Source organism: Alteribacillus bidgolensis (assembly GCF_002886255.1).
GTDB classification, from domain to species: domain Bacteria; phylum Bacillota; class Bacilli; order Bacillales; family Marinococcaceae; genus Alteribacillus; species Alteribacillus bidgolensis.
The window spans coordinates 332371-353711 of sequence record NZ_NJAU01000003.1 but is presented as its reverse complement, the minus strand read 5'-3'; the positions used below and the strand labels follow the sequence as shown (position 1 = coordinate 353711).

27 protein-coding genes and 1 pseudogene are annotated in these 21341 nt (G+C 39.9%); 22 read left to right on the top strand and 6 right to left on the bottom strand.

The window, feature by feature from the left end; genetic code table 11:
* Positions 1-63 precede the first annotated feature (63 nt).
* Positions 64-438 carry an Hsp20/alpha crystallin family protein gene (locus tag CEF16_RS23080; protein WP_091588171.1) on the bottom strand — a complete coding sequence of 125 codons (375 nt, stop codon included), beginning with the start codon at positions 436-438 and terminating at the stop codon, positions 64-66.
* Positions 439-541: 103 nt separating this feature from the next.
* The gene (locus tag CEF16_RS23075; RefSeq protein WP_091588169.1) at positions 542-760 is read right to left on the bottom strand and encodes a hypothetical protein; all 219 of its coding nucleotides are present in this window, start codon (positions 758-760) and stop codon (positions 542-544) included.
* Between the two features lie 385 nt (positions 761-1145).
* Here CEF16_RS23075 and CEF16_RS23070 point away from each other — a divergent pair, with 385 nt between their 5' ends.
* From CEF16_RS23070 to CEF16_RS23055, 5 genes and pseudogenes are all read left to right on the top strand, one after another.
* Positions 1146-1697: a hypothetical protein gene (locus tag CEF16_RS23070; protein ID WP_091588168.1), complete on the top strand. Its 552-nt coding sequence runs from the start codon at positions 1146-1148 to the stop codon at positions 1695-1697.
* Positions 1698-1839: 142 nt separating this feature from the next.
* A pseudogene (gene resA / locus CEF16_RS23065) lies at positions 1840-2354 on the top strand (thiol-disulfide oxidoreductase ResA).
* Between the two features lie 22 nt (positions 2355-2376).
* Positions 2377-2625 (top strand): cytochrome c biogenesis CcdA family protein, encoded by a 249-nt coding sequence (locus CEF16_RS25165; RefSeq protein WP_342750516.1) that lies wholly within the window; start codon positions 2377-2379, stop codon positions 2623-2625.
* A 34-nt stretch (positions 2626-2659) separates the two neighbouring features.
* Positions 2660-3094, top strand: coding sequence for a cytochrome c biogenesis CcdA family protein (locus CEF16_RS23060; RefSeq protein WP_367888749.1), 435 nt, complete (start codon positions 2660-2662; stop codon positions 3092-3094).
* 97 nt (positions 3095-3191) lie between these two features.
* Complete coding sequence (locus CEF16_RS23055; protein WP_091588166.1) at positions 3192-3785, top strand: class I SAM-dependent methyltransferase; 594 nt, start codon at positions 3192-3194, stop codon at positions 3783-3785.
* Between the two features lie 25 nt (positions 3786-3810).
* Here CEF16_RS23055 and CEF16_RS23050 read toward each other — a convergent pair whose 3' ends face one another.
* From CEF16_RS23050 to CEF16_RS23040, 3 genes are all read right to left on the bottom strand, one after another.
* Positions 3811-4704, bottom strand: coding sequence for a multicopper oxidase family protein (locus tag CEF16_RS23050; RefSeq protein WP_170032400.1), 894 nt, complete (start codon positions 4702-4704; stop codon positions 3811-3813).
* Between the two features lie 106 nt (positions 4705-4810).
* Positions 4811-6127, bottom strand: a complete 1317-nt coding sequence (locus CEF16_RS23045) for an APC family permease (protein ID WP_091588163.1) — start codon at positions 6125-6127, stop codon at positions 4811-4813.
* 140 nt (positions 6128-6267) lie between these two features.
* The gene (locus CEF16_RS23040; RefSeq protein ID WP_091588161.1) at positions 6268-6600 is read right to left on the bottom strand and encodes a four-helix bundle copper-binding protein; all 333 of its coding nucleotides are present in this window, start codon (positions 6598-6600) and stop codon (positions 6268-6270) included.
* A gap of 381 nt (positions 6601-6981) precedes the next feature.
* On the opposite strand from CEF16_RS23040, the gene CEF16_RS23035 reads away from it, so the two are divergent.
* Positions 6982-8502, top strand: a complete 1521-nt coding sequence (locus tag CEF16_RS23035; protein ID WP_170032381.1) for a Na+/H+ antiporter NhaC family protein — start codon at positions 6982-6984, stop codon at positions 8500-8502.
* Positions 8503-8588: 86 nt separating this feature from the next.
* On the opposite strand, the gene lgt is transcribed toward CEF16_RS23035, so the two are convergent.
* Positions 8589-9407, bottom strand: a complete 819-nt coding sequence (gene lgt / locus CEF16_RS23030) for a prolipoprotein diacylglyceryl transferase (RefSeq protein WP_091588158.1) — start codon at positions 9405-9407, stop codon at positions 8589-8591.
* 328 nt (positions 9408-9735) lie between these two features.
* Here lgt and CEF16_RS23025 point away from each other — a divergent pair, with 328 nt between their 5' ends.
* From CEF16_RS23025 to CEF16_RS22945, 16 genes are all read left to right on the top strand, one after another.
* Positions 9736-9942 (top strand): DUF2933 domain-containing protein, encoded by a 207-nt coding sequence (locus CEF16_RS23025; RefSeq protein ID WP_170032378.1) that lies wholly within the window; start codon positions 9736-9738, stop codon positions 9940-9942.
* A 158-nt stretch (positions 9943-10100) separates the two neighbouring features.
* Positions 10101-12047 carry a copper resistance CopC/CopD family protein gene (locus CEF16_RS23020; RefSeq protein ID WP_170032375.1) on the top strand — a complete coding sequence of 649 codons (1947 nt, stop codon included), beginning with the start codon at positions 10101-10103 and terminating at the stop codon, positions 12045-12047.
* Positions 12048-12238: 191 nt separating this feature from the next.
* Positions 12239-12757, top strand: coding sequence for a peroxiredoxin (locus CEF16_RS23015; RefSeq protein WP_091588153.1), 519 nt, complete (start codon positions 12239-12241; stop codon positions 12755-12757).
* Between the two features lie 17 nt (positions 12758-12774).
* A complete protein-coding gene (locus tag CEF16_RS23010) occupies positions 12775-12981 on the top strand; it encodes a hypothetical protein (protein ID WP_091588152.1) in 207 nt (68 codons plus the stop codon).
* A 296-nt stretch (positions 12982-13277) separates the two neighbouring features.
* Entirely contained in the window at positions 13278-13898 is a 621-nt protein-coding gene (locus CEF16_RS24715) for a peroxiredoxin family protein (RefSeq protein WP_342750514.1), read from the top strand.
* 8 nt (positions 13899-13906) lie between these two features.
* Positions 13907-14713, top strand: a complete 807-nt coding sequence (locus CEF16_RS22995) for an RnfABCDGE type electron transport complex subunit D (RefSeq protein ID WP_170032369.1) — start codon at positions 13907-13909, stop codon at positions 14711-14713.
* Positions 14714-14821: 108 nt separating this feature from the next.
* Positions 14822-15703: a cytochrome c oxidase assembly protein gene (locus CEF16_RS22990; RefSeq protein ID WP_091588147.1), complete on the top strand. Its 882-nt coding sequence runs from the start codon at positions 14822-14824 to the stop codon at positions 15701-15703.
* A 325-nt stretch (positions 15704-16028) separates the two neighbouring features.
* Entirely contained in the window at positions 16029-16304 is a 276-nt protein-coding gene (locus CEF16_RS22985) for a hypothetical protein (protein ID WP_091588145.1), read from the top strand.
* 18 nt (positions 16305-16322) lie between these two features.
* The gene (locus CEF16_RS22980; RefSeq protein WP_091588143.1) at positions 16323-16586 is read left to right on the top strand and encodes a hypothetical protein; all 264 of its coding nucleotides are present in this window, start codon (positions 16323-16325) and stop codon (positions 16584-16586) included.
* A 7-nt stretch (positions 16587-16593) separates the two neighbouring features.
* A complete protein-coding gene (locus tag CEF16_RS22975) occupies positions 16594-17511 on the top strand; it encodes a hypothetical protein (protein WP_091588142.1) in 918 nt (305 codons plus the stop codon).
* 145 nt (positions 17512-17656) lie between these two features.
* Positions 17657-18604: a F510_1955 family glycosylhydrolase gene (locus CEF16_RS22970; protein WP_096241798.1), complete on the top strand. Its 948-nt coding sequence runs from the start codon at positions 17657-17659 to the stop codon at positions 18602-18604.
* Between the two features lie 21 nt (positions 18605-18625).
* Entirely contained in the window at positions 18626-18838 is a 213-nt protein-coding gene (locus CEF16_RS22965; protein ID WP_091588138.1) for an SHOCT domain-containing protein, read from the top strand.
* Between the two features lie 42 nt (positions 18839-18880).
* A complete protein-coding gene (gene resA, locus CEF16_RS22960; protein WP_091588136.1) occupies positions 18881-19411 on the top strand; it encodes a thiol-disulfide oxidoreductase ResA in 531 nt (176 codons plus the stop codon).
* A gap of 32 nt (positions 19412-19443) precedes the next feature.
* The gene (locus CEF16_RS22955) at positions 19444-20160 is read left to right on the top strand and encodes a cytochrome c biogenesis CcdA family protein (protein ID WP_091588135.1); all 717 of its coding nucleotides are present in this window, start codon (positions 19444-19446) and stop codon (positions 20158-20160) included.
* 100 nt (positions 20161-20260) lie between these two features.
* Positions 20261-20536 carry a hypothetical protein gene (locus CEF16_RS22950; protein WP_091588133.1) on the top strand — a complete coding sequence of 92 codons (276 nt, stop codon included), beginning with the start codon at positions 20261-20263 and terminating at the stop codon, positions 20534-20536.
* A gap of 90 nt (positions 20537-20626) precedes the next feature.
* Entirely contained in the window at positions 20627-21238 is a 612-nt protein-coding gene (locus CEF16_RS22945) for a class I SAM-dependent methyltransferase (protein WP_091588131.1), read from the top strand.
* The last annotated feature ends 103 nt before the right edge of the window (positions 21239-21341 follow it).

Sequence of the window (21341 nt, the reverse complement as noted above, 5' to 3'; positions counted from 1 at the left end):
TTTTTAAAAGCTGAATTCGGTTATATTTTCTATATAAAAAACTATGAAATGTATCTATAAAACTTAATCAGTTACGTCCTTTTCAGAAATAGGTAATGGAAGTGGTATCAAACGTTCCATCCTTTTAAAAGATTGCTCTTTTTTCTGGGATATACTTTGATCGTTTTTTTCTTCTAACATGGCAGAGTCGTCCACGGAAATCCTTAAATGGTTACCGATGATTTCTAGTTGGATTTGGTCACGCTCGCAATCAGGCAGCGAAGATTCCATCAATATATCAGATTCCGTCTCATATACCTCTATCTCAAACATTTGTCTATTAAACAAAGAGTGGAAGTGTTGAAAAGATTCATCAACGAAAGATTCCATATGCTTCATCAAATCATAGAATGCAGATTCATAAAAAGACTTTGGTAGTTTGTCGTTATTTGACCCCACTTTCTTCACCTCTTTTTATTAATGTAATATACAACTGATTAAACAAAGAGTGGTTACCGCGCTTTTATGTCCTCTTTATGATGAATTGAATTTCCAATGTTTCTCATTTGTCGTTATTGTTTTCTTTGTCTTGATATTTCTTTGCCGAAGTAGGAAGAGTGGGGCTTCTCCCAAACAATAATTCTGTCCACGGATATCGGCTTTGCTGTTCTTCCGTCTTTTCAACTTCTATTTTTTCTTCTTTGTTCTCAGGCTTGTTTTCATTCTGGGATTCTGCCTTCAGATAAGGGGAAGAATAAGAGTCATTATTTTTTCTATTCATTGAAGATCACCCTGCTTTCACCTAAATTTACCCCTTTCGTTATATGTAAGGTATGTGACGAGGAAATAGGCGTGTAGGCGGAGTCTAAAGGAATTGTCGTTCATATCGGAGGACTTAGGGGGGAATTACCAATCGAAGCAATAAAAAGTAATCTGCTACGAGAGCTTATCAGAATAATGAAGATGAGCATATGATTGTTGCATGATATTGGGGATGAATTGGCACCACACACTCATGGTGAAATGGTGCAGCGATCCTCAAGCCATGTTGTCAAGCTGTAGCATGACATAAAAACGCCTTCAGGCGAATAGACTGCTAACTTATTTTCTCATATCCTTTCTGTCCAATCATAATAATAAGTGTCAGAACACGGAGGGGAAAAATATTGGTTTGGGTATTATTGCTTTATATTATCTCCATGCTATTTGTTGTTTTTTTTATACGAGAATACAGGGGGAATAGCTCCCATACGCACCATATGGTCATGACCATGTCATTAAGTATGACTTTTGGTTTTACCCTAGGGATTATAATAGGCATTCAATTTCAAGGGAATCTTTTCTTCTCCACTGTAAGCAGCATTACTCTTACTGGTCTCATTGGAGCATTCATCGGTTATTTTTTTAGTCCTTTGGCGTCTATTGAAGGTGTTTTTAACGGGGCAATGGCTGGAATGATGGGAACTATGATTTCGGAAATGTTATCGCCCGCAGAGGGTCAGAAATTATTGTTTATTAGTTTTTTATTTATTATTTTATCTATTACATTTTGTTTAAGGTATTTTATTATCACCCAAGAACCTCAAAATAAACGTATGTTTTCGTTCTTGTATGCTGGAACATGCGTATGGATTCTCATTGTGTTCTTAACATTTTTGCCTATAGATTTTGAGGATAAAAGCCATTATCCATCAAATCACGCAAGTGAAAATAAATAAGTGTAAACATAACTTTTTAGAGTGCCTTCCTTGAAATTTTCACTTCTTTTTCTTTTTGCTTCATCGTTTTTTCATATTATTTTATAAAATAATAGAAGCGATAGGGCAGGAGATGTCTTGGACAAGGAGGTGAAAAGGAATAGTGTCTAAAAAAAGGAAACGACTATATTTTCGGGTGTCAACCCTAAGTGTAATTGGCGTTTAGCTTGGTTATGTTTTTTACTCCAATTTTTTTCAAAATGAAAACACATTAGTTATGGAGGGGGATATTGAGCCTAATTTTCAATTGGAAACACTTGAAGGAGAAACCGTTGAATTAAATGATTACCGAGGCCAAAGTGTTTTTCTGAATTTTTGGGGTACATATTACCCTCCTTGTGAAGAAGAAATGCCTTACATGGAAAATCAATATCAGGAATATAAAGACAAAGGGGTAGAGATTCTTGCGGTGAACGTGGGGGAATCAGAATTAGCAGTAGAACGTTTTGTGGACCGCCATCCATTGTCTTTTCCAACGCCGTTTTAGATAGTTATGGGATTGGTCCGTTGCCAACAACCTTTCTCATAAACAAAGACGGAAAAATTATTGATATTCTAACGGGTGGAATGACAGAAAAAGATATACAAGGGTATATGGAGCGAATCCAGCCTTTCTAGAAATATATTTGGAGGAATAGAAATGAATGAGGTAACGATTTGGCTGGCATTAGGAGCAGGAGTAGTTTCTTTTTTATCTCCATGCGTTTTCCCATTAGTTCCAGCTTATCTAGCTCAGTTAACCGGTACCGCCGTATCCCAAAATGAAATTAAGGCCGATCAACGTTTGATTCTTTTAAGAAGCCTTGGATTTATTTTGGGATTTACCATTATATTTATGCTACTAGGCGCCTCCTCCACTTTTTATTGGTCAATTGTTCAGCCGGTATAACAATCTAGTAGCACAAATCGGTGGTATTATTATTGTGTTATTTGGCCTGCAGATGGCCGGAGTGTTGTCCATTCGCAGTTTAATGTCAGAGAAGAAGATATCTTCCAAGCCAACGAAAACAAATAGTTTCGGTGGTTCCGTGATGTTTGGTTTGCTATTTGCAGCGGGCTGGTCTCCTTGTGTAGGGTTAGTACTTGGTTCTATTTTAACGCTCGCAAGTCAAAGTGAAACGATGATCTCTGGTATGGGGATGCTCTTTATTTACTCTGTTGGGATGGGGATACCGTTTTTATTAGTCGCTATTTTTTATTCAAAATCTCTACATAAGTTAAGACGCTTTCATAAGCTGATGCCCCGTATTCAGAAAGCTGGCGGTATCGTAATGATAATTATGGGCGTCATGCTTTTTTTCGGGTACTTTCAGATGCTTTCCAGTTATCTCGCCCAATTCGTCCCGTTTAGCATTTGAATAAAGAATGACGGAAAGGAAGGTCTCACATGATCTTCCTTTTTGAGCGTCCATATGATGTTTCACATTACAAAACTGACCTAGGGAGAGATGACAAATGAGCACGTTGTTTTCTAAAATATACGATCCGATTATGAGACCACTTGAAAAAATGCGAATGGGAAACATTCGCGAGCGTTTAGTTTCCCAACAAGAAGGAGTGATATTGGAGGTTGGGTCGGGGACAGGAGCCAATTTTTCCTACTATAAAAACGCAGAAAAAGTTGTAGCAATAGAACCAGATTCATCGATGAGAAACCAGTCGTTTCCCAAAGTGAAAAATGCTCATGTTCCTGTAGAACTGGTGGATGCTTCTGGTGAACATTTACCCTTTGATGACAATACCTTTGACACTGCTATTGGAACGTTAGTTCTCTGTACCATTCCCAATCCGAATCGTGCCCTGCAGGAAATCCGGCGTGTATGTAAACCCGGGGCCCCTATTTTGTTTTTAGAACATGTCAGAGTAGATCGCCCACTTCTCGGTCGTTTACAGGATTGGCTCACACCATTTTGGAAAAGACTGTGTGATGGCTGTCATTTAAACCGCCGTACGCTTGACCTGATAAAACAAAATGGTTTTCGAGTGGAACGAATCGACAAATATTATAAAGATATTTTTCTTGCAGTTGACGCGAGAAATGAAAAATAATCTGTTTGTAAGGACAACTGAGTTTTTAAACATATTGTAGTCTTGTGATCATCCCACCCGGGGTTTTACCGTTATTTGTTTGATGGAATGTTTTCGTACCGTTAATCGGCCACACTCCAGGATTGTTCGCGTAAAATTCGACATCCCACCTTTGGCCAGAGGCAACACTTATTGTATCGTCCATGGTCGTTCTAGGAAATCCATCTACTGACACTACATGGAAATCATGCCCATGAGTATGCATGGAATGGGAAGCGTTTGTTTTATTAATGAAGCGAAGTCTTATCCTTTCTCCATATTTCGTATACATAGGAGATGTTTCCGGGAAAGCTTTCCCATTTATAGTGAAAAAATTAGGTTGTTGTGCAAATTTATTTGGCTTATAGGTACCTGGAAATACCTCTCCTAGTTCCGGCTGCTCAATCTGCCACTGCTGGATCAACAAAATGTAATCACGATCTGGAAGACAAAAGGGATGGATGTTTTCCTGTCTCGGCAAGACAATAAAAGCTCCTATAAGCCCCTGTGTAACTTGGAGAACAGGGCCGGCATGATAAAAAAATGAACCTTCCTGCCATGCTTGAAACTGGTAGATATACGATTCTCCCGGTTGAATAAAAGGCGTAGGTTCAATCTCAGGTATGCCGTCCTGTGAATTAGGTTTAGATAAGCCGTGAACATGAAGAGAGGTCGGTTCGTCTAATCGGTTTTCTACTTCCAGTTGGATCCACTCTCCTTGTTCCATAACAATGAGCGGACCCGGAGTAGTACCGTTATAACCTAATGCTTCGAGCATTATATCTGACAAAATGTTGTGGTGAATTGGCTCTGCAATTAACTTAAAATATCTCGTATTGTTACCCCTTTGATAAGGAGCGATTGTTACATCAGGCATTGATACTCTTTGCTCCCAGTTCATAAACAACCTCCACATGGAATTATTTTTTTACTTCATCTATATGAAACAAATGATTCCATGTAGTCCTAGTATTTTTAGGAGTTCCATCTTTTGAAGTGTTGCATGATTAGTGATGCATCGATGAATGGTCATGTTTAGGAGGATGGGCGGTTAAAAAGTACTTTTCTCCAACGAAAATAAGCAAAAACATAATGAGAGAAATAATAACGACTAATAAATCAGAGTTTATTTTAATCCAAAGAAATCCACCTAACACGATGACGTCCAACATAATGGCTGTTCCTATCACATAAGCGTTTGCTTTGATCTCCTTTCGTAAGTGACGTAACACTCCCCAGTGAAACATAATATCCATCACCAAGTATAGAATGGCTCCCATGGATGCAATTCGGCTTAAGTCAAAAAATACAGTCAACGTGATGGCTATCACTACAGTATAAACAAGCGTGTGTTTTTGAATGTTTCCCGGCATCCCAAAGTGTTTATGGGGAATAAGTTGCATATCGGACAACATGGCTAACATACGAGACACGGCAAAAATACTGGCGATGACGCCAGAAACGGTCGCAATAATGGCGATAAGCACGGTAAACCATACTCCATAGGAACCAAATGCCGGTCGTGCTGCTTCAGCCAATGCATAATCCCTGGCTTGAATGATTTCACTTATGGAGAGGTTACTGGAGACAGCCCAAGCTACCAGGCCATAGATGACTGCACAAATGAGTATCGAGATAATGATGGCTCGTCCAATGTTCTTATGCGGATTTACAATTTCTGATCCACTATTGGTTATGGTGGTGAAGCCTTTAAAAGCTAAAATGGTTAAAGCTATACCTGCAATATGGCTTACGATTGTTGGATCAGATTCACTAGTACCAGTTATACCTAAAGAGAAGTTGGCAACCCATAAGCCGGCAATGGCAAAAAGAGCAATACCGCCGATTTTAAGGGCTGACATGACAAAAGAGAACGATCCAATGATTCGGTTATTGGTGATATTAATGATAAAAGCAAATGCCAGCAGCAAGACACCTAGAGCAGGAACTAGAAACGTGTTGTTGTCTATATTAAAAAGCTGTAAGGTATAGGTGCCAAACGTACGTGCAACTAAACTCTGGTTAATGACCATTGTTACAGCCATCAAAAGAGAAGCCACAGCTGTTATGGTGCCTTTCCCATAAGCCTTCACGAAAAACATACCTATCCCTCCGGCATCCGGATACGTATGAGACATTTGCACATAAGAGTAGGCACTAAACCCAGTCACGATAGTACCTAAAAGAAAAGTAATGGGAAAAAAAGCTCCTGATAATTCAGCCACCTGACCTAAGAGAGCAAAAATGCCTGCTCCGATCATGACTGCCGTCCCTAAAGCAACAGCACTCGTAAGTGTTAGACTGTTTTTTTTGTAGTTTTCCATGGTCCATAGCCTCCTTATCAAATCCATAACAACTTCTTACCTTTGAATTTTCTTATCCTTCCACCGAGTTCTCTTTTCTTTTTTCTAAATGAAAAAGCCTGGAAGGGAAAGGCATGTTCTCTTCCAGGCCTACATGAAATTTAAGCTGTTGCCATCTCACGGCACACTTTTGCACAACGGTGACATGCTTCTGCGCAGTCTTGGCAATGCTTTTCATCATGCTTAGCACATTCATCTCCGCAAGCCTGGCAAATGTCAGCACACAAGCTGCAGATTTGTTTGGCAAATGGACTGTTGCTCTGCATCGCTTTCGCAGCAAAAGCACAGATGTCTGCGCACTCCCGGTCGAGTCGGATACACTCCGCCATCATTTTTATATTGTCTTCGTTCAAGCAGTCATTAAAACACCGGTTACACTGCTCCATACAGTTTAGACATTCCTTAATACACTCTTCGTAAGTCATGACACTCATCCTTTCTTCTCAGAATATGGAAGTCACGGTCTTTATGGATATGTTCCCTTATCCCGTGCTCACCAAACGAATTCGGAATGCCTAACGAGAATATGGATCCCATGATGGAGATGATGCTGCAACACATGCAGTTAAACGAATGAAATCAAACGGAAAGTAGACAGTATAGATGAACGTTTACACAGAATGGAACAAAGTATGATGAGTTAAGGGCATGGATTTAAATAGGATATAGGACGTAGAATTCTTGTTTTGCTATATGAGTAAGGCAGAATTCTACGACTGTTGAAAAAGCAGACAAGCATGAATAGGTTACATATATTGCATAAGAATATACAAGCTAATGCTATATTGTTTTTATACAGAACGGAGGACATGATCATGCAAATGGAACTATGGCTATCCATTGCTCCACCACTTGTAGCCGTTATTTTTGCGATGTGGACCAAACAGGTGATTCCATCTTTGCTTGTTGGTTTGTGGGTTGGAAGTTGGCTTTATACTGGTTCTTTGACGGAGTCTTTGAATCAAACGCTGGTCTACATTACAGGGGTGTTAACAGACATAGGAAATCTGGATGTGTTGCTTTTTTTATATATATTTAGTGGCTTAGTTGCTCTAATACAGGCCGCTGGTGGAGTACAAGCTTTTGCTCAGTGGATCTCTACGTTTATTAAAGGACCTAATCAGACACTTCTTGCTTCCTGGGGATTACTGCCAATCACATTTATGGATTGCGGGTTCCGAGTAGTAGCAGGCGGGGCCATTATTAAACCATTGGCCAAACGGTATGGTGTCGCTCGGGAACGATTGGCATACATGCTTAATAACTCATCTAGTCCGGTTATTGTCTTAATCCCTTTGGCGACCACTTTTATCGGTTATATTATTGGTGTGTTAAATAAGGGAATGCAAGCTGCCGGGATAAGTGGTGATCCGTTGGCTTTGTTTATTCAATCACTGCCATTCCACTTTTTTAGTTATATCTCCATTCTAATCACTCTATTATCGCTTATCCCAGCCTTTAATATTGGAATGATGAAGCAATGGATAAAAGGCAAACAAGAGGAGACCACAAAAGCTGATATAGGAAACAGTGGGGTTTTTGCCACAGAGTTTTCCAAAGAATTCGAGGAAGGGAAAAGAGAAAATACGGAAAAAGCAGACAGTGCTAAAGATCAAACAGGGACTGCCATGAAAGGAGAAAAGAAGGGGAAGGGGATGGGGATGAAAATGGGGATGGATAACGAAAAACCGGAACTGCGTCCTCGTCTTTTCAATATTTTCGTTCCAATTATTCTTTTGATCGCCTTAAGCTTTTTTCTCATGATTGGCAGTGAGGAACCATCAAGAATGATGCTGCAGGCGTTGATCATTACATTAGTGGTGTCCATTCTTCTCTTTCTTGTACAGGGATTATCTTTAAAAAAGATGACAGATCGTTTTATCAAGGGCGGAAATAAGCTCATGACGACCATTATTATTTTACTTTTAGCTTGGCCTATTTCTGATGTCTCACAGGACCTGGGGTTAACTCAGTTGATTGAAACAACATTACAAGGAAATATATCACCAATTTGGGTGCCTTTCCTTGTGTTTGTTGTTACGGCAACCGTCACTTATTTTATTGGTTCTTCTTGGGGAGCGTGGGCTTTAATGATGCCTGTAGCCATTCCTCTGGCTGTGACAACGGGAAGCTCCATTCCATTAGCAGCGGCGGCCGTGTTTTCGGGAGGTACATTTGGAGATGTAACTTCTCCTGTTTCGGGAATGACAGCGATGTCTGCAGGCATTGCCGAGGCTGACCACATGAAGTATGTCCAGGCCATGGCTCCTTATAACATAACAGCAGCCGTGGTATCTTCGCTCTTATTTTTAGGGGTGTCTTTTCTAATCATTTAAAAAAGATGTTAGAAAATCAAAAAGGATTAAGGGCCTATTTTGAAAAAAGTTAATCAAAATAGGTTCTTATTTTAATTCTTTTAACTTTAGCTCGCCTTTTCAAGATACCTAACATTTGAAAGCCCTGCTTTTCGTCGATAAACTAGAAGAATAATGGCAACGACAATCAAAAGAAAAGAAAGGACCTGGGCCGTTCGCAGGGATTCACCGATCATTAAACTATCCGTGCGCATTCCCTCAATGAAAAATCGGCCAACCGAATACCAAATAAGATAGCTTAAAAACAGTTCTCCTCGTCGTAAATTAACTTTCCGCAAATAAAGAAGGAACAACACTCCCGCCAAGCTCCAAAGTGATTCATACAAGAAGGTTGGGTGGTAGTAGATGCCATCAATATACATCTGATTAACAATGAATTCAGGCAGCATCAGTCCTTCTAGAAACTCTCTTGTCACCGGACCTCCGTGTGCTTCCTGATTCATAAAATTTCCCCAGCGCCCAATGGCCTGTCCGAGGAGAATACTTGGCGCCGTAATATCAGCCAGCTTCCAAAAAGAAATCTTCTTCGCTTTCGCAAAAATAACGGCGGTGATCACGGCTCCGATTAATCCACCGTGTATGGCCAAGCCTCCTTCCCATACGGCAAGAATTTGAGAAGGGTATTGCGAGTAATACTCCCATCGAAAAGTTATATAGTAAAGCCTCGCACAAAGAATCGAAATAGGAATAGCAAAAATGAGCAAGTCGGCTAAAATGTCTTTTGGCATTCCTCGCCTTTGTGCTTCTTTATTGGCCAGAAGAAAACCTAGTAACGCTCCCATTCCAATAATCACCCCATACCAGTAAACCGTGAAAGGTCCCAACTCCACAGCTACCCGATCCATAGCTGGAACGGAATACAACATAGCGTTTCACCTCCAGGTAGATAGATTACATTCCCGTGGGGAATTTTTTAATACAATTACTATAAAAAAAAGATGTGTTCAATATGTGAAGACTTTTAACGAATAAAAATGTTTTTCTACACACTTTTATCAAAATTCCTAGTTATAGTCATCTTATGACAAGAACAAGGAGGCATTTAAATAACTTACTGTTTTTAACTTCAGGAAAAAGCGGGTATGGAGGACATCTTTTAAATTTGATCATAGTTTCCTCACATTTTTTTTAAGATAACAGGAGAAGAGTTTCCAAACGGAAAGATCTATTATAAAAATGACTGGAGAGATGAAAATGGAACAGTGGCTGTATTATTTAGCTTTGTTGGCTTGCCCAGTGATGCTTATTGTCATGTTTTGGATGATGAAAGGTATGATGAATTACGAGAAAGATTGTTCCTCCTCATCAAACGCAGACCTTGAGAAAAGCATGCATGACCTTTCAGAGAAAAACAAACAGTTAACAGCAGAAATAGAAAACCTAAAAAAGAATTCACGATAAGCATAGGGATGATGAAAAAATGGATGTTCCGACGGGTGGAGGAAAGTAAGTCGCTTTCTATTAAGAAGTCGCAAAGAAGGAAACGGGATAAAAGAGAGCTTTTTTGTACCGTCGGGATATTCCTATTACATAAAGCAAGGTTGGAGTGCGGTGGTTACATGATAGAGATACAAAATAAAAATATTTGGAAGCATGATTCAGGCCGATTTTTGCTTGGTGTTATTTTTCTAGTTAGTCTTCTTTTTCTTTTTTTTGAATTGCCCGTGGAAGGTCATTCTTCCATTGAAAAGTCTTCTCCGGAAGCAAAAAGCAAACTAGAAGACCCCCCGGAAAAGATTGACATCTGGTTTGCCGATACGGTAAACGTACATGGTGAGTCCTTTATTGTCACAAATGAAGAGGGAGAGGAGATGAATATCGCTTCTCCCTTTAAAAATCAGGAAAACCAACGGCATATAACCATTCCAATTAAAGATAAGCTGCCACCGGGGCAGTATACAGTTGATATTGAAGTAATTGGTTCGGATGGCCATCCTTTAAGAGAGACCTACGATTTTGAGATTGCTACACCAAAAAATCAGGTGAAGGAAGGCCTAGAGAACCTTTCTTTAAAAGCTTCTAATCCAGAGGACGGAGCCATCATTGCTTCTTCCCCGAACCAGATTGAACTATGGTTGTCACAACCGGCGGATATATCGGCTTTTGCTCTCTACAATGATAAGCAGAGTCTTATAAAAACCGGGGAACCGGAAGTTGATCCAGAGGACCCCACGCATTATACCATTGAAGTGGAAGAGACGTTGGACAGGGGAACCCACAGCGTAGATTGGTATGCATCCGTAGAGGAGGGCAGCAAGAATGGCACGTTTTACTTTGCGGTGGGAGAAGTCACTTCTTTTGCTTCAGAGAATGGGGATGCTATCTCTATTCCCTCCCTTTCCTTAGAAAAGGCAAGTACATCCCTAAAATATTGGCTTGCATTTACTGGCTTGCTGACGCTCTTTGGAGGAACATGGTTTAAAGTTTTTATTGCCAAAGGAAAAGGCCGAGGGAAGAGCTGGGAAAAAACCTCCATTGCTCTGTATGTGGTAAGCATCACCGGATTGATGTTGCTACTTATTCAATATCGGACAGAATTTTCTCAGCTTTCCTGGAAAGAATTCTTTTTGCTGCCTTTTATATGGGTAACCGGCCTTCAAATGATCTTACTTGTGTCTGCTTTCTGGGTTAAAAAAAGCAAACCTCTTTCTCATCTAGCTTTACTTGGTGTGGCCGTGGTCTTGTGGTCATTTACCGGGCATTCGGTTTCTTCGTACCATAATCTTTTGTGGGGAGTGGGTTTGGACGCCTTACATTTATTTGGAGTCTCCATCTGGATGGGTGGACTCGTTGGCCTTATCATCCTCTCTCCCAGAGAAGAAAAGGTGACATGGTTGAAAACGACTGGTCTTTCTTATGCCAAGTGGGCGTTTTTCAGTATTCTTTTAATCATTATTACAGGCGTATTGATGACCGTGGAATACATACCGTCCTTTACGTTCAGTAGTCTGATCTCCAGCGAGTGGGGGATGGTGCTTGGAATAAAAGTCAGTTTAGTGTTGGTTATTTTGGCTTTTGCCATCGGTCAGCGGTTATCCTTAAAACATTTATCAGCATCCAGTATATTTCTCTTCTTTTTCCGAGCAAGAATGGAAGTGGCGGTAGGAGTCCTTCTTCTATTTGCAGCAGCCATTTTAATTGAGTTGCAGCCAAAAGAAGCCGAACAAGGAATTTATCCTTCCATGGCGGAAAAAGAGGATGTAGAAGTATCCGTTGACGTCGAACCCTTCCGGATTGGTAAAAATGATATCACCATTCAATTTGAGGAAGAATCGGAATTTGAAGAAGTGCGAGCCTCCTTTTTTATGTTTCCATCCTGGAATATAGAACATACTGCTTTCCCGCTTGGGAATGGAGCCTACCGACTCACCGGAAACTTTATTCATGGGGCCGGCACCATTCAAATGACGGTAAAAGCAGTGAAGAAAAACGGAGAGACAGTAAGTATCCCGTTTCGCATACAAGCTCCTGGAAAAATGGCAACAGATTATACAGAAGAGCAATAATGTAGTATTTACTCCTTAATCAAGGCCTTCCCTCCTTCTCCATGAAAAGGGAAGGCTTTTTTATTTTCTGTTACTAAATTTAAATTTCATAGTTTTACCATACATTTATCATATTTCTAACAACCCCAATATTTAGGATTATATTTGTAATCAGCGTGAAGTTCCGCTAAACCGAAAAGGAGGCATTATATATGGCAGATTTTACACCGGTTTGTACAACCGAATTTGTTGCTTTTCAGGAGATTTATCTGCAATTAAGAAATCGGAATTGCGAATTACTCGGGTTAAGTGTTGATAGTTTGCCAGCGCATATTGCCTGGATCCGTAACATTGAAGAAAAACAGGGAGTGAAGATCGAGTTTCCGGTCATTGCAGATTTAAGTAAAGAGGTCGCCCAAAAATACGGCATGATCCACCCCGGGGAAAGCATCACTGAAACAAATAGGGCTGTTTTTGTTATAGATGACAAGCAAGTGATTCGAGCACTAATCTACTATCCGTTAACAACGAGTCGGAGCATGGAGGAAATTCTTCGGTTAGTTGAAGCCATTCAAACAACGGATCAACATCAAGTAGCAACACCTGCGAATTGGAAACAAGGAGAAAAAGTGGTCGTCCCACCCCCTGCTTCCCAGCAGTCGGCCGAAGAGAGAGTAAAAGATGAAAGTTTAGAAGTCACCGATTGGTATTTGAGTAAAAAAGATTTATAAAAAATAGGGGTGACGCTATGCCGTGTGTGGAACCAAACAGCACTTTACCAGAATCGAAAATAAAACTTATTTTACAAGTCATCCATTTCCAAGAACAAGATCCAACCATTGAAGAGATTGTTAAACAAACCAATCAACCTTTGTTTGAAATAAGAAGTATTTTACGTGAGACTATTCGACTGGGATATATCACAGCAAAAAACAATAGGTACATGATCACTTAAAGTGGAGAGGCATTGATGAGAACATAAAGAACTATTTAACCATATAAAAGGAGTTCCTTCATTTAAAAGGGACTCCTTTGTATATGGTAAGGATATTTTCCCTCCGCCTTTTAAAGTTTATAACTGTTTCGGTTTTGTGTCCTTTCCATAGCCATATATTTTCATCACAGTTTTAACACATTTCATTTTTACAATAACATGGAGTCCTTAGAAACGCCGTTTGAGGGAGTCTTAAGCGGTTGATTAGGACAAAGAAAGTATTGCTTTATTTTGAAAAAAGGAGGATCGAATGATCAATGAAAAATAAAAAGAACAAAAATAAGAAAGCAACACGAAAGAATACCGAAAGGAAGAAAAAGCCAACTAAAACGTTATGGTTTGCAGGCAGTATTATAGTCATTATTCTTGCAGCTCTTTTTGTTATACAAATGACAGTAGAAGAAGATAAAAATGTTGCTGGACTTCCTGCAGGGACCACAGCTCCTAATTTTACTCTTTCGTCCACCGAGGGAGAATTCTCACTGTCAGATTATAAAGATAAAAACGTCGTTATTTATTTTTATGAAGGAAACACCTGAGGAACCTGTATTGATCAACTCGTGGAGTTGAATGAGAATTTATCGTCGCTTGAGGAAGAAAATGCTGTTGTAGTTGGTGCGGTTACCGATCCATTAGAACAGTCTAAGGCCATTGCGGAAGAATATAATATCGATTTTCCCATCACATATGATGTCGATCATAAAGTTGGCAGTAAATATGGTGTTCATAATGTCCCAGGAGGCATGGATATGGGGCCAGTGAATACACATTCTATTTTTGTCATTGATGAACAGGGAACGGTACGCTGGCATGACATTTCACCACATGAAATGTATGTCCCGTTAGAATCAATTTTAGAGGAATTGAAAAAATTATGAGGTTTCCTATGATTCGCGATCCAAGAAGTTTACAGATTATCATTTTGACGTTTTTTACTTTATTGGGGCAATTATACTTGAAGTTTCAAGTAACTCCTTTACAAATCATCGTGACCTTGATTACGTGTACGGTTTTGGAACTGCTGCTCACCTATATGAAGGACGGTAATATTGGATTTCCAAAAAGTGCAATAATTACAGGATTAAGTATAGCTCTCCTGCTGCGAGCAGACACTTTTATTCCATTTTTGATCGTTTCTTTTGTGGCAATAGGTTCAAAACACTTGCTTCAGTATAAAGGGAATCACATTTTTAACCCTTCCAATATTGGGATTGTAGCTATTATCCTTTTATTTCCAAAAACGGTTGCTACAGCTCCTTTGCAATGGGGGTTTTATGTAGCTTTATTATTTATTATAGCTATTGTTGGAACGTATATGGTTTATAAAGTGAAACGATTCTCTACTATTCTTTCTTTTCTAGGTGGGTTTACCGTTGCTGGCTCCGCGCGAGTTTTTTTCTGGGATCAATCATTCCGTACTATCTTTAATGAGTTTATGTGGGGCGGATTATTAATTTTTACGTTTTTTATGATTACAGATCCGAAAACTTCCCCGAAAAGTACAAAAGGTCAAATCAGTTATGGGTTAGTCATAGCAATACTGGGACAGATTATGATTCATGTGGAAGTTAATGGTGCTTTATTTATAAGTTTAGCTCTCATTTGTTTAGGAAGGTTCTTATGGATATGGGGTAAGGATCGTTGGAACAGAGAGTACCAAACCCTTGATGAACCCAATAATTTAACTCCTTAAGATCTAACCATGCTTATCAGCTATAGCCCTCTTTTTAGTATAGGTTCAATAAGATATAACACTTTCTATAAAATTTTTCATGGATAAATACGGAAGAAAGGAGAAGGGATGGAAAGACTTTTTGATTCATTTTCGTTTTGGACATTGTGGACACCTGAAATAATTGTTGTTCTATTAGGAATTGCTTTCTTTTTTTACTGGATCACTGTTAAATGGCGCCATAAATTTATTGGGGCAGAAGACGTCCCTTTGCATCAAAAAATATATTTTGGACTAGCTCTTATATCGTTATACCTAGGATTAGGAAGTCCTCTTTATACCGCTGGACACTCCATTTTTACTTTGCACATGACTCAAATGGTACTGGTTTACTATGTGGCTATCCCGCTACTTATCTTGGCTATACCAAAATGGTTATTATATTCTGTACTTCATAAATGGAAACGAAAATCTTTGAGATCGTATCGTATTTTAATGAGTCCTATTATGGGTTTAATTGGATTTAATACTCTATTTTCCATTTACCATCTCCCTTTGGTATTTGATTTTATGATGCAGGCATCAGTACTACCTAACTTTTACCAGGCCGTTTTGTTTGCTGGAGCTTGGCTTATGTGGTGGCATATCCTGGATCCAGCACCTATAGAAGATTTTTATTTATCCGATTTACGACGTATTGGTTATATCTTTTTAAACGGTATTCTCATTACTCCTGCTTGTGCCTTAATGATATTTGCAGGCAGTCCTATGTATGAAACATATACAAACCCAAACATGATGATGCACGGAGGAGACGTAGCACTATCTTTTCTCAGTGATTATCGAGATCAACAGCTAGCAGGTATTGTGATGAAGATTTGCCAGGAAATCATTTTTGGTTTTGCCATGGGTTATGTTTTTAAACAGTGGGTTTCAAAAGAAAAACAACAGGATGGAGAACTAACTATTAGTGATATTCCGACTAAAAGCTATGAAATAAAACCTAAATAGAAGAGTTTTATTTATAGATTTACCCTGAACTAGAGCAGAACAAAAAAGTCATCCTCCCCCCTTTTGACACTCAGAGACTGAAAGGCAATGAAAACCTTGTTACATATTCATAACCGGGCAAACGTTATGCATGATTCTTTCTTGGCAAAGATGGTTATATGAAAAAAGACTCTAGATGATCCTCTACCTCCCTGGTTTTTCCCCATACCTAATGAAACCATAGAATTTATTTATTTTATTCATAGTTTTAACACATTCTTTTACTATATTGGTGATAACAGATTAGTAATAGCTGTCCAATAGGGAAAAGGGAGGTTTTTATATAATGGTATCTACCTATCTACTGATTGGGGTGTTGTTGCTTTTGATGATTCCTTGCTTTCGGGGATTGAACAAATCAGGAACATATAAAAGTACTTGCAGTATGTTGGGAAGGAAAAAAGAATCTTGCCATACTAAAAGGAAAGCAGGAAACTTGTCATCAAATCAGATGTTGTCTGAAGACTGGGAGAAGATCCGTGCTCAAATGGATGAAATAGAAAAGGAAAACCACACCCTTATGAATGAATTAGAAAGTTTAAAAAGGAAACAACGATTCTAGAGGAAAAGAGGATATATCATGGATGCTATCTTAATAGCGTTAATCGCTTTTAAAGTCGTGTGTCTGTTCTTTTGTGGAAAGGGAATATGGATGGCCCGAAAGGAAAAGAAAAACAAAGCTGACAAGGGTCAACCGGCAGATACCTCACGGGAATGGAAGAAAGCCCAGCATAGAATGAATCAATTAATCGAGGAAAATCAAAAGCTCTCACAATCCGTTCAGGAAATGAAGAAAGCTGCTTCACCGAGTCCTAAACAAAATAGAAACTCTGTAGGAAGATGAAATAAGAATGGAGACAGAGATTGTAGATTGGGTAAGGAATGTTGTTATCATTGGTTCTTTACTACTTTTAGGGAGCATTTGGGGAACCTTTCTTTATGTTGGTGTACGTCATAAACAGGGAAGAACTGTCATGCGTTCGATTACAATCATCGGCCTTTTCCTGGTATGGCTCTTTATTATTTGGATTCAGGAATCCCTATACTCCAGCGGCAGCGTGGTGAATATCGCTTCTCTTCCTTTTTATGCTGGTTACTTGGTTTTCCCTTTGACGCTGGTGGCTTTATGGCGGATTGTTTATTTACACATAGGGATCTATATCCACTATTTATTAACCTTTCCGTGGTACCGAATCGTGGTGGGAAGCACCACCCTCGTCTATGGAGCATTTTACCTCTTTGCGTCAGGGATGCTTACGATTGCTGACCCTAATACTTCTAAAGTATTGGAACAAGGGTACATAAAAGTCTCCCAAACCTACGGACCTTTGTCGATCTGGCCAAGTATTGAGTTTTGGTGGCCACCCCTTCATTTGTTTGGGAATATTTCTGTTGCCGGATTGTTTCTGTTTGCGTCTTTCGTTGGATTAGTTGGAGTAGCGCTTGGTTTTGTTATCTACCAATGGCGGCTGAAGAAGAAATGGGATATGAAGACGATGGGGAGCACGATGGGTTCTAGTGTTGCTGTGACGGCAACTTGCTTTGTGAGCTGCAGTTTGCCGGCTATCTATCCTTTGCTTCTTGTGTTATTTGGGTCTGCTACCGCAGATCCACTATCTCGATTGTTGACAAATGAATCTGGCTGGCTAGTCAATTTGGTACAAATGGCAACATTATCGTTAATGGCAGCTAGTGTCATCTACATCGGTCAACGCTTAAAAGGGATGGAAAAACAAACGAGTAATAAATGTTCTTCTTGTAATAGATAACAGTTATCCATGTTTTTTCAATATTAACTAGCAATATTCCCTTCCTTATAAATGTTCCATGACGAACAGACTTTCATTTTCAATAAATGAAAAAAGATTGGCATGACAGCCTTCCATTTTAATAGGAAGAAAGAGAGGATATACCATGAAAAAATTTCATTCTCCTAAAAAAAATACATTGAAACATTATAAATGGCCTTTGTTCATCTTTGCCGCTTCTATTTTTCTTTTGAGCGGATGTAATAGCAATGCCGACAGCATTGATAGTGAGGATATTGAATTCCCTCATATGCATGGGATAGGTTTTACTGAGGATGGTGAACAGGCTTACGTTCCCGCTCATGACGGACTTCGAGTGTTGGAAGACGGTGAATGGAAAATGGCGGAAGGAGAAAGACATGACTATATGGGATTTTCTATGGTCGATGATGGGTTTTACAGCAGTGGACACCCATCGGCAAGCTCAGATTATGGCAATCCTTTTGGTATTATAAAAAGCACGGATAATGGGAAATCCCTAGAAATATTAGACCTGTACGAAGAAATTGATTTTCATCATATGGATGTGGGATACAACACCCATACCATTTTTGTGTTTAACCCCGAACCCAACTCTAGAATGGAGGCCCCTGGTCTTTATTACAGCACCGATGAAACCGAAACATGGGAGCGTTCCGCCCTACAGGGAATCCAAGAAGAAATGACCAGTCTCGCCGCCCATCCAACAAAGGAAAAAGTCCTCGCCATTGGCACGAAAAGTGATGTCTACTTGTCTGAGGATTTTGGCGATATGTTTGAACCGCTGGGAGTGGATACAAGAATTACAGATGTTTTGTTTGGTCATGACGGAAGCCTATTTGCAGCCGGAACGGGGGAGAGCGTGCAATTGCTACAGATAGATCCAGAGACGAGAAATATCGATGAATGGCAGCTTCCAGAGCTAGAAACAGATAATTCTATTTTGTATATTGCTCAGAATCCTGCTGAGGAAAATACGGTCGTGTTTGTGACCGAGCAAAAAGACATTTATTATACCGAAAATAGCGGAGAAACATGGAACCTGTTAGCGGAAAAAGGAGAAAGCACTCTATAAAAGAAGGGAGGAGACCAGTAAATGATGTCGATGATGAATGGCGGGATGATGATATCCAATCTACTTGCTATTGTGCTGGTGGGACTTCTTATTTACGGACTGTTGAGTCTGGTGATCAAACCGTTTGAAAAGAGAAAAGATTCCTCCCTCGAACTCCTTCGAGAACGTTTTGCTTCGGGGGAGATTGATGAAGAAGAATACCAACGAAGAAAAGAGTTCTTAAAAAAAGAATAGGTATAAGGATGCCCCACAAAGAGGGAAGGAGGGAAGACGATCATGAATAAAAATCGCCGCCGTCTGTACATCCGTTCGAGTATTTTAGGAGTGATTGCCGTGCTCATCGGTTACGTGTTCTATTCCAATTTTACCGGGGAAGACACTTTGGTAAAAGAAGGCGAAACAGCTCCGAATTTTAAACTGCGGACCCTGGAAGGAGGAACAGTAGAATTAGAAGATTACCGTGGGCAGGGTGTCTTTTTGAATTTTTGGGGAACCTACTGTCCACCCTGTGAAAAAGAATTTCCCTATATTGAAAATCAGTATGCGGATTATAAAGAAAAAGGGGTAGAAGTGCTAGCTGTCAACGTCGGGGAATCTGATCTGGTGGTAAAGCGCTTTGTTGATCGACACAGTTTATCCTTTCCGATTCTGATGGATGAACAGAAAGCAGTCCTTGACCGGTACGGTGTCGGCCCTTTACCCTCCACTTTTTTGATTAATAAAGAGGGAGAAGTCATCGATATCCTGACAGGCGGTATGACGGAAGAAGATATTCAAGAGTATATGGAACGGATCAAGCCTTCCTAAGAAGGTGGTATGCATTTTTGGAGGAATTGATCATGAATGACATAACGATTTGGCTGGCATTAGGGGCAGGGATTCTTTCCTTTTTATCCCCATGTGTTTTTCCGCTCGTTCCGGCTTATTTAGCACAATTGACCGGTACTTCGGTAGCAGATGATGCCATTCAAGCTGATCAGCGTCTTATTATTCTAAGAAGCCTCGGTTTTATATTGGGAATCACCATCATTTTTATGCTGCTCGGTGCTTCTTCCACGTTTGTCGGCCAGTTGTTCAGCCAATACAACAACCTGGTGGCACAACTCGGAGGAATTATTATCGTTCTCTTTGGTCTGCAGATGACCGGCTTGTTAACCATTCAAAGTTTAATGACCGAAAAAAGGGTACACTCCAAATCAAAGAAAGCCAACAGTTTTGGCGGCTCTGTTTTATTTGGCCTTCTTTTTGCCGCAGGCTGGTCTCCATGCGTAGGCTTAGTCCTTGGTTCAATTCTCGCGTTAGCCGGACAAAGTGAAACAATGGCCGCGGGGATGGGGATGCTTTTTATTTATTCCATGGGAATGGGCTTACCGTTTTTGCTCGTGGCTATTTTTTACTCCAAGTCCCTGCATAAACTAAGACGATTCCATAAGCTCATGCCCCGTATGCAGAAAGCTGGCGGAGTGGTTATGATTATAATGGGAGTCATGCTGTTCCTTGGGTATTTTCAAATGATCTCCAGCTATTTGGCACAATATATCCCTTGGAATATTTGAGGAAGCAGTAGAGTTTTAAAAATTTCTTTATTTCATCACAGTTTTATCAAAATTAATAGGTAGGCTAAGAATGTAAGATAATAAGAAGGAGGAGGTCTCTATGAAAAACAAAAAACTTTTAATGATTCCATCGTTTGCTATTGCAGCTGCTTTGGTTGCAGGCCCCATCAATATCGGAGATGCTCATGAAGAACACGAAAATGGCGGTATGATGAACGGAATGATGAGTGGAGAGGCCATGGGAAATAGTAACATGATGCACGGAGAAGGCATGGATCAAATGATGGAAGCTATGAATTCTCCCGAAGGACAAGAGATGATGAATGCCTGCGCGAACTTTAAGAATACTCAAGGGGAAGAAGAGACTACGGAATAAACAAAGGTGAGAGGAAGACCCTATGGAGGTCTTCCTTTCCTTATAAGTGATAATGTTAGATATTAGAAAGATTGAAAGGGAAGAAAAGGGATGAGTACATGGTTTTCGAAATTATATGATCCATTAATGAGTCCGCTTGAGAAAAAGCGACTTGGTATAATTCGCAACCGTCTTGTTTCCCAGCAACGAGGAGTTATTCTTGAAATAGGATCGGGAACAGGAGTGAATTTTGGCTATTATCAACAGGCAGCAAAGGTGGTCGCCGTTGAGCCAGACTCCGGGATGAGGGAACTGTCATCCAACAAGACGAAAAAAGCCAAAGTACCAGTGGAGCTAGTGGCGGCCTCGGGAGAATCCCTGCCATTTGAAGACAATACGTTCGATGCTGCTGTTGGAACGCTGGTTTTGTGTACGATTCCCGATCCAGTACGTGCTCTTCAAGAGATCCGGCGTGTCTGTAAGCCAAATGCTCCCCTTCTGTTTTTTGAGCATGTACGGGTAGATCGGCCTCTCCTTGGACGGTTTCAGGATTGGCTGACACCCGTCTGGAAACAACTGTGCGATGGCTGCCACTTAAACCGCAATACACTGATGCTTATGGAACAAAGTGGAATAAAGATCATTGATGTGGAGAAACATTTTTATGATATTTTTCTTAGGATTGAAGCGATAAATCAAAAGGGAGAAATCATGAAAAGTTAGAAGGCATGCATGCTTCCTCCGGAAAAGAAGCCATTTCTTACAGTCTTCTCTAATTCAAATTCATTGTTTTTGGTAATATAGTAAAGCAAACATTTATTAAGTT